The 12,410-nt window shown below is 37.7% G+C and carries 7 protein-coding genes; 2 read left to right on the top strand and 5 right to left on the bottom strand.

Annotated features, from left to right (window positions below; all coding sequences use genetic code 11):
- Positions 1-11: 11 nt before the first annotated feature.
- From AABJ51_RS04135 to asnB, 3 genes are all read right to left on the bottom strand, one after another.
- Entirely contained in the window at positions 12-1,244 is a 1,233-nt protein-coding gene (locus AABJ51_RS04135; protein WP_338374511.1) for an LL-diaminopimelate aminotransferase, read from the bottom strand.
- Positions 1,245-1,287: 43 nt separating this feature from the next.
- Positions 1,288-2,127 carry a diaminopimelate epimerase gene (dapF, locus tag AABJ51_RS04130; RefSeq protein WP_338374509.1) on the bottom strand — a complete coding sequence of 280 codons (840 nt, stop codon included), beginning with the start codon at positions 2,125-2,127 and terminating at the stop codon, positions 1,288-1,290.
- Between the two features lie 338 nt (positions 2,128-2,465).
- Entirely contained in the window at positions 2,466-4,139 is a 1,674-nt protein-coding gene (gene asnB / locus AABJ51_RS04125; RefSeq protein ID WP_338374508.1) for an asparagine synthase B, read from the bottom strand.
- Between the two features lie 280 nt (positions 4,140-4,419).
- On the opposite strand from asnB, the gene gltB reads away from it, so the two are divergent.
- Positions 4,420-8,925, top strand: a complete 4,506-nt coding sequence (gene gltB, locus AABJ51_RS04120; RefSeq protein WP_338374507.1) for a glutamate synthase large subunit — start codon at positions 4,420-4,422, stop codon at positions 8,923-8,925.
- 58 nt (positions 8,926-8,983) lie between these two features.
- Positions 8,984-10,408, top strand: a complete 1,425-nt coding sequence (locus tag AABJ51_RS04115) for a glutamate synthase subunit beta (protein ID WP_338374506.1) — start codon at positions 8,984-8,986, stop codon at positions 10,406-10,408.
- A 53-nt stretch (positions 10,409-10,461) separates the two neighbouring features.
- On the opposite strand, the gene AABJ51_RS04110 is transcribed toward AABJ51_RS04115, so the two are convergent.
- Both AABJ51_RS04110 and AABJ51_RS04105 read right to left on the bottom strand, forming a co-directional pair.
- A complete protein-coding gene (locus AABJ51_RS04110) occupies positions 10,462-11,685 on the bottom strand; it encodes a M48 family metallopeptidase (RefSeq protein WP_338374505.1) in 1,224 nt (407 codons plus the stop codon).
- A complete protein-coding gene (locus AABJ51_RS04105; protein ID WP_338374504.1) occupies positions 11,685-12,341 on the bottom strand; it encodes a hypothetical protein in 657 nt (218 codons plus the stop codon). The genes AABJ51_RS04110 and AABJ51_RS04105 overlap by 1 nt, the downstream gene beginning before the upstream one ends.
- Positions 12,342-12,410 lie beyond the last annotated feature (69 nt).

Raw genomic sequence — 12,410 nt, 5'->3', positions numbered from 1 at the left:
TGTTGTGGATATTATAGTTTTATATTCTTTAATCTATTGATAGCTTCTTTGGTGTTTTCGAGAGACCCGAAAGCGGTCAATCTTAAATACCCTTCGCCACTTGGGCCAAATCCTACTCCGGGTGTTCCTACTATATTAAGTTCATTTAGGAGGTAATCAAAAAACTCCCAAGATGTCATACCATTAGGTGTTTTCACCCAGATATATGGAGAATTAACTCCACCGTATACTTTCAGACCTTGAGCGGCAAGACCTTCTCTTATTATCTTTGCATTATTCAAATAATATTGGATAGTTTCCTTTACTTGTTTTTTGCCTTCGGGAGAATAACATGCTTCCGCTGCTCTCTGAATGATATATGGTACACCATTAAACTTAGTTGTGTGACGACGGTTCCATAATTTATTCAATTGAATTTCTTCGCCTTTACTTGTATAGGCGATCAATTCTTTTGGTATAACGGTATAAGCACATCTAGTACCTGTAAATCCTGCTGTTTTAGAAAAACTGCGAAACTCTACAGCGACTTTTTTTGCTCCTTCTATTTCGTAAATACTGTGAGGAACATTATCTTCTGTGATGTATGCTTCGTAAGCAGAGTCGAATAGAATAAGAACTTTATTCGCCAAAGCATAATCTACCCAAACTTTTAACTGATCTTTAGTTAAGGTCGTTCCGGTCGGGTTATTCGGATAACATAAGTAAACAATATCAACTTTTGATGTTGGTAATGAAGGAACAAAATTATTTTCTTCGGTACATGGCAGATATACGATCTTATTCCATTTACCATCGGAACCCAAGTCTCCGGCACGTCCTGCCATCACATTAGTATCAACATATACAGGATATACTGGGTCTGTGATTGCAACTACATTATCGGTTCCTAAGATATCTCCAATATTACCGGTGTCACTCTTTGATCCGTCACTTACGAATACTTCATCAGTTTGAATATCCAAACCTCTGGCCTTATAATCATTTTCGACAATTGCATTAACCAGAAAATCATAGCCTTGTTCGGGACCATATCCTCTGAATGTAGAACTGTCAGACATTTCGTCCACAGCTTTATGCATTGCATCAATACAAGCTTTAGGTAATGGTTTTGTTACATCACCAATACCAAGCCTTATAATATTAGCAGATGGATTTGCTGCTTTAAATTCACTTACTTTTCTTGCAATATCCGAGAATAAGTAGCTTCCCGGTAGTTTAATATAATTTTCGTTTATTAATGCCATTGTTACAGCTAGGTTCTTTTTGTTTATGAAATACTGACTACTTTTATAAGATTATACCATCGAATACCGTCACAGCATCTCCGGTCATATATACATGATTGTTACTTTCTCTCCACTCAATTTCCAGATCACCACCTAAAAGATGAATTGTAATCTTACGATCTGTATAATTGTTTAATATTGCAGCAACAGTAGCAGCACAGGCTCCTGTTCCACAGGCTAGAGTTTCCCCGGCTCCTCGTTCCCAGACTCTCATGTTAAGAGTTTTACGATCTACAACTTCAATAAATTCGGTATTAGTTCGGCGAGGAAATACGGGATTATTTTCGAATTTAGGGCCCAACACTGGAAGATCAAAATCTTTAATTCCTTCAGTAAAAATCACAGCATGAGGGTTCCCCATCGACACACAGTTAATCTGCCATGTCTTACCATCGATAACCAAAGGTTGATTAAGAACTGGATTAGCTTCGATATTTACAGGAATCAAGACCGGATCAAGAATCGGTTCTCCCATATCGACCGTAACTTTTCTTGATCTTTTATCTCCTTCCAATAATGTTATATATTTAACTCCGGCTTTGGTTTCCAGTGTTATTTCTTTTTTATCGGTCAAACCATTGTCATATACATATTTGCCAATACAACGGGTTGCGTTTCCACACATTTCTGATTCTGATCCATCCGAATTGAACATCTGCATTCTGAAATCGCAAGTTTCGGAAGGAAGTATCAGCACAAGCCCATCCGAACCTATACCGAAATTACGATTGCTTAATTCTATAGCGAGTTGTGAGGGATTTTCTATGAGGTTTGTCGCACCATCTATATAGATATAGTCGTTACCTGCGCCTTGCATTTTGGTAAACTTAAAATTTCTCATCTTTTATGGATGTTTTTAGAGCTTTTGTTTATTTTACAATACAAATTTGATATAAATTATTCAATCTTGCAAGATTTTTTGTCTAAATCTTATTTTTGATTATCAAAACAAATCATATTGAAAGCAAAAAAGATATTATTGATAATAAATAGTTAGATAATGTTAGAGTTGTTATTTTACATGGATTCTTTTTGTATAACATTGTTTATTAGTTAGTTGTTTTTATTATAGATGATATTAATAAATTGATTTATATCTGTCATGTACAACAAGCAATTTGTAATTAAAAAAAGCAATACAAAGATAATTTGTATTGCCTAATTATTGCATAAAAATAATTATTTATCATACGCTTCTGCATGTACTGATTTTATAGCCCGCCCGGAAGGATCTATTCTGTTCTTGAAAGATTCGTCCCATTCCAAAGCAACAGCACTACTGCATGCTACTGACGGAACAGACGGAACAGTACTTGCTGCTGATGCTGAAGGAAAATGCTCCTCAAACATGGTTCTGTACCAATACTCCTCTTTTGACATCGGGGGATTTATAGGAAATCGCTCGGCAGCACGTTCCATTTGTTTGTCAGAAACCTTTTTCTCTGCCATTTCACGAAGTGAATCTATCCAATTATAACCAACTCCATCTGAGAACTGTTCTTTTTGCCGCCAGGTAACACTTTCGGGAAGATATTCTTCGAACGCCTGACGCAAGATATGTTTTTCGATTTTGCCATTTCTTCCGCACATTTTGTCTGCGGGGTTAATTCGCATAGCTATATCCATAAATTCTTTATCCAAAAATGGCACACGCCCTTCAACACCCCATGCCGATAAAGTTTTATTAGCTCTCAGGCAATCATATAGATGTAATTTATCTAATTTTCGAACTGTTTCTTCGTGTAATGCTTTTGCATCGGGTGCTTTATGAAAATAAAGGTATCCACCGAAAATCTCATCCGAACCCTCTCCGGACAACACCATTTTAACACCCATTGACTTTATAAATCGAGCCAAAAGATACATTGGTGTAGATGCTCTGACTGTTGTCACATCATAAGTTTCTATATGGTATATAACATCACTTAATGCGTCGAGAGCCTCTTCTACCGTAAAATTAATTTCATGATGAACAGTACCGATATGCTCCGCGACTTTTCTTGCAGCAATTAAATCGGGAGCCCCCTTCAGTCCAATCGCAAAAGAATGCAACTGAGGCCACCAAGCTTCTGTTTCATTATCATTTTCAACACGGCGAGCCGCAAATTTTTTAGCGACAGCCGATATAATTGAAGAATCCAACCCTCCCGAAAGCAAAACTCCATAAGGTACATCTGACATTAGCTGGCGATGAACCGCATCTTCCAATCCTTTTCGAAGAACATCAATATCTGTTGGATTATCTTTTACGTTATCGTAAGCCATCCAATCGCGCTTATACCATTGCTTTACTTCTCCTTCACGACTATCCAAATAATGACCAGCCGGAAATTCTTTGATGTTAGGACAAAACCCTTCTAAAGCTTTTAATTCACTTGCAACGTATAACTGTCCGGCTTTATCATAACCTATATATAAAGGGATGATCCCCATGTGGTCTCGACCAATAATATACCTGTTGTTCTCAATATCGAATAGAGCAAAAGCAAATATTCCGTTAAGATCTTCAAGCATGTCTATACCTTTATCCTGATACAAAGCTAAAAGAACTTCACAATCAGATTGAGATTGAAATTCGTACTTATCTGCGTATTTAGCCCTAATGCTTCGGTGATTATATATTTCACCATTAACCGCTAACACAAGCTTCTTATCCTTGCTATATAAAGGTTGTCCTCCTGATGTTATATCTACGATTGATAATCGCTCGTGAGCAAGTACAGCTTTGTCACCGCAATATATTCCTGACCAATCCGGTCCTCGATGACGGATTTTTTTTGCCATTTTAAGTACCTGCGAACGCAAGATCTCCAGATCTTGTGTTAATTCAAATGCTCCTACAAATCCACACATATATAATTGTATTTTACTTTATTTTTTAGTCGAAATTTTAGCAAATATATATCATTTTATTTTATTTTCATCTAATAATAAATCACATAAATACTAATTATCTGAAAATTAGAAACAAAAAGTAAAATTTTAGATAAATTGTTATAAAAATCAAAGGTAAAACTGATTTTATGTCAACCAAATCAGTTTTGTATGGTAAATATTTTTATCTTTGCGAAAATAACTACCATTTTGATTAACTAGAATTTGATTCGCTTATATTTATTAACTTAGAAGTAATATGCAAGACTTATCATTAGCACAGCAGCATGGATTATATGATTCAAGTTACGAACACGACGCTTGCGGTGTCGGTCTGGTGCTCCATTTGAAAGGAGCAAAATCGCATGCCATTGTTGAAAATGGCTTGCAAGTACTTGAAAATATGACCCATCGGGGCGCAGAAAGTGCAGATAATAAGACCGGTGATGGTGCCGGTATTATGCTGCAAATACCTCATGAGTTTATACTCCTGCAAGGTATTCCTGTCCCTGAGAAAGGACGATATGGTACAGGTCTTATCTTCTTACCAAAAGACGAACTCGAAGCCGAAATATGTATGGTTGCGGTTTCTGATTTGGTTGAAAAAGAAGGTTTACACCTGTTAGCTGTTAGAGATGTTCCTGTCAATAGTGATATTCTTGGTGAAATTTCGAAATCGAACGAACCTTCAATCAAACAGATTTTCATTACAGGCGAGGGATTATCTCAGGATCAATTAGAATTAAAACTTTATCTGCTTCGTAAGAAAGTAGAAAAGATGATTCTGAATTCTACGCTCAAAGACAAGCGTAACTCATATGTAGTGAGTTTGTCAACAAAGAGGATAATTTACAAAGGGATGTTAACATCTCTTCAGTTAAGACATTATTTTCCTGATTTGTTAAATCCGAACTTTACCAGTGGTATTGCTTTGGTACACTCTCGTTTCAGTACAAATACATTTCCTACGTGGGATTTGGCTCAGCCATTCCGTTTAGTGGGGCATAACGGGGAAATAAATACAATACGCGGCAACCGTCTATGGATGGAAGCCCGCGAAAGTGTAGTTAAGTCAGAAGCCTTAGGCGATGTCAATGATATCTGGCCTATTGTACAATCGGCAATGAGCGATAGCGCATCTTTTGATAATGTATTGGAGTTTTTGGTGATGTCGGGCAAATCTCTGCCTCACGCTCTGGCTATGATGATTCCCGAGTCGTGGAACTTTAAAAATCCGATATCTTCTGATCTAAAGGCATTCTACGAATACCACTCTATATTTATGGAGCCTTGGGATGGTCCTGCCACAATTTTGTTTTCGGATGGTCGTTATGCAGGCGGACTATTAGATCGTAATGGTTTACGTCCAGCTCGTTATCTTATTACTCACAATGATGTAATGGTGGTTGCTTCCGAAACCGGGGTTCTTCCTTTTGAACCTTCCGAAATTAAGGAACGGGGACGTTTGAAACCTGGTAAAATGTTGATGATAGATACCGAAACCGGATCTATACAATACGATACCGAATTAAAAGAAAATCTTGCTAAAGCATATCCGTACAGAGAATGGCTGAACAAAAACAGGATCTCGCTAGATGATATATCTTCGGGTAGAAGCATAAAATATACAGTAGATAATTATGCTCAGCTTTTACAGGCTTTTGGCTATTATAAAGAGGACATTGAAAAGCTGATTACACCAATGGCTCGAGATGGAAAGGAACCTGTCGGATCTATGGGAAATGATGCTCCATTAGTTGCATTATCGAATAAAAACTACCGGATTTTCAGTTATTTCCGACAATTATTCGCACAGGTAACAAATCCTCCGATTGACCCAATCCGAGAAGAGTTGGTAATGTCTCTGTCTGGGTATATCGGTTCTCTACATAAAAATATCTTAGAACCATTACCCGAACACTGTAAGATGGTAAGGTTGACACACCCGATTATAACCAATCGGGAGCTGGATTTATTAGTCCACCTTGAATACAAAGGATTTAAGGCCAATATTATCCCTATGCTTTTCGACCCTAAGAAAGGGGCATCTAGTCTAGAAAAAGCAATTGAAGACCTTTGCTTACAGGCTGAAAAAGCTGTGGACAACGGAAGCAATTATATTATTATATCCGACAGAGGTGTCGATGCAAACCATGCTGCTATACCATCATTACTTGCCGTATCTGCCGTTCATCATTATTTGATAGACAGACGGAAGCGTATGCAGATTGATATTGTTGTAGAATCGGCAGAACCTCGTGAAGTAATGCACTTTGCATTATTATTCGGGTATGGTGCAAACGCTGTAAATCCTTACCTGTCATTTGCTATTCTCGAAGATTTAGTAAAAAACGGAACAGTTCAACTGGACTTTCATACAGCAGAGAAAAACTATATCAAGTCTATAGATAAAGGTCTTCTCAAGACTTTGTCAAAGATGGGTATCTCTACTCTGAAAAGTTACTTAGGTGCTCAATTGTTTGAAGCAGTAGGACTTAATTCATCCGTTATTAATAAATACTTTAAGGGTACAACTTCAAAAATTGAAGGTGCTGACCTGAGTGATATTGCTTCGGATACAATCGCAAGTCACAAAGATGCTTATTCTGATAGCGATATAGATACTTCACTTATCAATCTTGGGGTTTACTCTTGGAGAAGAACAGGCGAAGACCATGCATGGAATCCCGAAACAATAATGAAACTCCAGATGGCAACCCGTCTCGGCAGCTACAAAAAGTTTAAGGAATATACAGATGGAATAGACCAAAAATCAGAAAAGATTTTCCTTCGTGATTTTCTTGATTTCGATCCGGCGAAAAAGCCTGTAGATATATCTGAGGTAGAATCGGCATCGGCTATCACTAAACGATTTGTAACAGGAGCCATGTCATTTGGTTCTATCAGCCGCGAAGCTCACGAGGCTATGGCTGTAGCTATGAATGCCATTGGAGGAAAAAGTAATACCGGCGAAGGGGGAGAATTGGCAGAACGATTTGCAACAAATGCCCGTTCCGCAATCAAACAGGTTGCATCCGGACGTTTTGGTGTAACAACCGAATATCTGGTTAATGCGGATGAAATTCAGATCAAAATAGCTCAGGGTGCAAAACCCGGAGAAGGAGGTCAATTGCCCGGATTTAAAGTTGATAAGATCATAGCACAGACCCGACATTCTATACCGGGTATTTCACTGATATCTCCACCTCCACACCACGATATTTATTCGATTGAGGATTTGGCTCAATTGATATTCGACTTGAAGAATGTCAATCCCAAAGCTATTGTCAGTGTTAAACTCGTTTCTGAAAGTGGAGTAGGGACTATCGCGGCGGGGGTTGCTAAAGCGAAAGCCGATCTGATTCTTATAAGCGGATGCGAAGGCGGAACAGGAGCAAGTCCTTTAAGTTCTATTAAATACGGAGGCTTACCTCTCGAAATTGGGCTTTCGGAAGTACAACAGACACTCGTTTTAAACAATCTTCGAGGACAAATACGCTTACAAACAGACGGACAGTTAAAGACCGGTCATGATATTATCGTTGCTGCCATGTTGGGAGCGGAAGAATTCGGATTTGCTACAAGTGCATTGATTGTATTAGGTTGTATTATGATGCGTAAATGCCACTTAAATACTTGTCCGGTTGGAGTTGCTACTCAGAGTGAAGAATTGAGAAAGAAATTTTTAGGTCGAAGTGAGTATCTAATTAATTATTTCAATTTCTTGGCAGAAGAAGTAAGAGAACATCTTGCTGCTTTGGGATTTACTTCTCTGGATCAAGTTGTAGGACGCTCCGATCTGTTGAAGTTTGTAAAAGACGATTCAACGAGTAAGTTAAGCAAGATCGACTTATCACGTATTATTTATCATCCTGCAGAAGCTAAAGTAAATGCAGTAAAACATACCAAAGAACAGGATCACAAGTTAAGTGAAGTGATAGATGTTGAATTAATAAAAACTTCACGACCTGCGATAGAAAAATGTATGCCTGTTGAACTTTCCCGCCCGATCAAAAATACCGATCGAGCAGTAGGAGCGATGCTTTCCGGCGAAATAGCCAAGAAGTATGGAAATGCAGGTTTACCCGACAATACTATACAGTGCTCATTTAAAGGATCTGCCGGACAAAGTTTTGGAGCATTCCTTTCTCATGGTGTAACTTTCAGGCTTGAAGGAGATGCCAACGACTATGTAGGTAAAGGACTTTCGGGCGGTAGATTAGTAATAATCCCCCCAGCTACAAGCACCTATAAACCCGAAGAAAATATTATTGCCGGAAATACACTATTATATGGTGCCACGGGAGGTGAAGTATATATCAGCGGACAGGTAGGCGAACGCTTTTGCGTTCGTAATAGTGGCGCTACAGCTGTAGTTGAAGGAGCAGGCGATCACTGCTGCGAATATATGACAGGAGGGCGTACCGTTGTTCTTGGACGTACAGGACGCAATTTTGCCGCAGGTATGAGTGGTGGTGTAGCGTATGTTTATAATGTTGATGGAGATTTCGATTTCTTCTGTAATATGGAGATGGTAGAACTTTCGTTAATCGAAGACAGTGCGGATAGCAAAGAACTTCGTCAGCTTATTTCCAATCATTATGAGTTTACCAAAAGTCCTCAGGCTAAGAGAATTCTTGATAATTGGGGAGAAGAGGTGAACCGTTTTATCAAAGTAATGCCTATCGAATACAAAAAGGTATTACAGGAAGAAAAGATGGAAGCTCTGAAAAAGAAAATCGCTAATGTCGAATTCGATTATTAAAGGTCATTGACCTATTTGTTTAAAGAAGTATCAATAGAAAAAATATACTGTAGGTAAGATGGGAAATCCAAAAGCATTTTTAACAGTAAAAAGAAAAGACGCAGGATATCGTCCTGTTCAGGAACGTATTCTGGATTTCGGAGAAGTAGAGCAGACTTTAAACTCCGAAGACCGTCAATTACAGGCATCACGCTGCATGGACTGCGGTATTCCATTTTGTCAATGGGGATGCCCGCTAGGCAACAAGATGCCCGAATGGCAAGACTATATTTATAAAGGAAACTGGAGATTGGCAGCTGAAGTACTAATGCAGACTAATGATTTTCCGGAATTTACAGGACGTATTTGTCCTGCTCCATGTGAAAAGACCTGCGTACTGTCTCTCCATCGGTCTCCAATAACTATTCGTGAAAATGAAGCATCAGCTTTAGAGCATGCTTTCCAAGAAGGATATATAAAGCCCCGTGTACCTAAAGTTCGTACGGGGAAAAAGGTCGCAGTAATCGGTTCAGGTCCATCAGGGCTTGCTGTTGCTAATCAATTGAATCAAAAGGGACATGATGTAACTGTTTATGAAAAAAATAGTCGCCCCGGAGGACTATTGCGATTTGGTATACCCGATTTCAAACTGAATAAAAATATAGTAGATCGCCGTATAAATTTAATGGAAGCCGAAGGTGTGAAATTTATAAACAATACAGAAGTGGGTATCGACGTCAGAGGCAAAGACCTGATGAAAGACTACGATGCAGTTTGTTTGGCTATAGGATCACAGGTTCCAAGGGACTTACCTGTTCCCGGACGTGAACTGAAGGGTGTTTATTATGCAATGGAATACCTAACAGTGAAAAATAAAATTGTAGCCAGAGATGAAGTTCCTGCCGACCAGATTATTGATGTTAAAGGAAAAAATGTATTGGTGATCGGTGGAGGAGATACAGGCTCTGATTGTATTGGAACGGCAAATCGTCAACAAGCGGCAAATATTCTTCAAATAGAAATTATGCCTAAACCTCCTAAATTGGAAGATTTGGATAACGTATGGCCTACACCATTTCCAACAGTACTCAAAACCAGTTCTTCACATATGGAAGGTTGTAACCGCCGTTGGTCTCTCAACACAAAACGTTTTATTGGCGAGAACGGTATTCTGACCGGAGTAGAGCTTGTTGAAATAGCTTGGGAGAAAGATGAAAGTGGACGCATGGTTATGAAAGAAGTAGGTAAACCCGAGATTCTGAAAATCGATTATGCATTTCTTGCTTTAGGATTTATTCACCCAATACAGGAAGGTTTACTCGAAGAATTAGGAATCAAAGTAGATGATATTCGCAAAAATGTTGCTACAGATGCCAACAGGGCTACTAATGTATCGAAAGTGTTTGGAGCAGGAGACTGTGTCAGCGGACAATCGTTGGTTGTAACAAGCATTGCTTCGGGTCGAAAAACAGCTAAACATATAGATGATTTCTTGAAGAAATAAAAGACAATATTAGAAAAAAGCGAGTCGGTTTGGACTCGCTTTTTTTATTTAAGCTAATTTGCTTTGATCTTATTTATACGTTGCAAAAGGGTAGGGTGTGAGTAATGAAAAAACACATTCAATGGATCGGGATTAAGATTACTAAGTGATTTTACAGATAGTTTTTTTAATCCACTGATAAGAAATTCTCCAAAGCCGAAACTACAGGCATAATGGTCTGCTTCATACTCATTTTTACGGCTTAGCATATTCATCAATAGGCTTGTAATTATTGAAATAGGAGTAAATAATAAAGAAAAGGCCAACAGCCCAAGATGAAATGAGGGTATATTACTGCCCATTGCCTCTGATACGCTCATACTATTTAAGAAAAAAGACAGGATATATAATAATAATCCTGTTTGAAGGATTGAAACTATCAATTGTATTGTTGTATGCTTTTTTTTGTAATGCCCTATCTCATGAGCTAGTACGGCCACAATTTCATCAGTTGTCAAATCATTTATTAATGTATCAAATAAAACAATTCTCTTTTTATTGCCAAGTCCTGTAAAATAGGCATTTGCTTTGGTTGTTCGTTTCGAGGCATCCATTACGTATATATTGGTAAGCTCAAAACCTGCCTTTTGTGAAAATTGCTCTATCTCATTTCTTAAGTCACCATCGGTTAATGGAGTTTGTTTATTGAATAGAGGTACAATTAGATTCGAATAAAACAAAGTCATAAACAGCGAGAATAGAGTTACTATTCCCCACGCATATATCCATGCTAAATTTCCGGCATTCTGATAAAACCAGATAATGACTGAAAGTATAATTCCACCCAAAATCAAACTCAAAATTAAACTTTTGACAGAATCAATCCAGAATATGCTTTTTGTAGATTTGTTAAAACCATATTTTGTTTCAATAACAAAGGTATCGTAGTAAGAAAAAGGCAATGATAATATCTGGCTGGCAATAAATATTACACATAGAAATACAAGAGTAATAAGCATAGGATTAGAAAGATACAGGCGAATAAAGGAATCTAACCAACCAAAACCCGATAGAAGAAGTATCGTAAACAATAAAATAAATGATATACTGCCCGATAGAAGATTTAATCGGCTGTTTTCCTTTTGATATGATTGTTGTAACCTGTATTTTTCACTGTCATAAATCCCGATAAGTTCACTCGGAACCTCGTCAGACATTCTTTTACGATTTCGATACGCCAGATATTGAGTCCAGATAAAATCAAAGGAAACAATTATAAGTAATAAATAATAAATCATCAGTTACGTTTTATTGAAAACATGTATCCTGTATATATAGCAAGACCATAAAATAATACATCCATCGGTTGAAATGTTTCAATGGCTATGCTCATCGAAATATCCCAATTGAGATTTGAAATAGCCTCTAGATATGAGTAACTTTCATACTGGTCTGCAATAAAGCAAGTATAGCTGATAATGTTACCGAAAAAGCAGGCTATAAGCGCAAGTCCCGCACCTAAAATACCATAAACAGGAGTTAAGCCTTTGCCAAACTTCTGAATCGTAAATCCCACAGCAACACCAACCCCCATAGCCATGTAGGAAATTTGATACTTGGTTGCAATTGTAATTATTGCCCAAATGAATACACAAATAATTGAAGCCAATACTCCACCTAAAACAGCCATTGGAAAATTCTGCTCAGCCTTCAGTCGCTCAAAATCTTCAATATTGTTTTCTGTGATCATTTGCATCACAGTCTCATTGCTAATTATATTATTCTGCTGTGTACTATCAACTGGATCCTCCATCGGAAAAATAGATCGGCGTTCTATTACCGGATCTAAAGATAATGGCTGATTATCTATTATTTCAGATTCAGTTACATTATTGAAAGCCTCGTTAAAATCTTTCTCGTAATCAAAATCATCTATATTATCATTATCCCTCATATAAAAAAAAGGTATTATAGAGTTTGTGGCTTATTCGAACAAAATATATACATACTTTATTCAACTTAT

Origin of the sequence: Indolivaga capnocytophagoides (assembly GCF_036511535.1) — a bacterium.
Lineage (GTDB): Bacteria > Bacteroidota > Bacteroidia > Bacteroidales > Dysgonomonadaceae > Dysgonomonas_A > Dysgonomonas_A capnocytophagoides.
The sequence above is the reverse complement of the archived record's forward strand: the minus strand, read 5'-3'. Positions and strand labels throughout refer to the sequence as shown.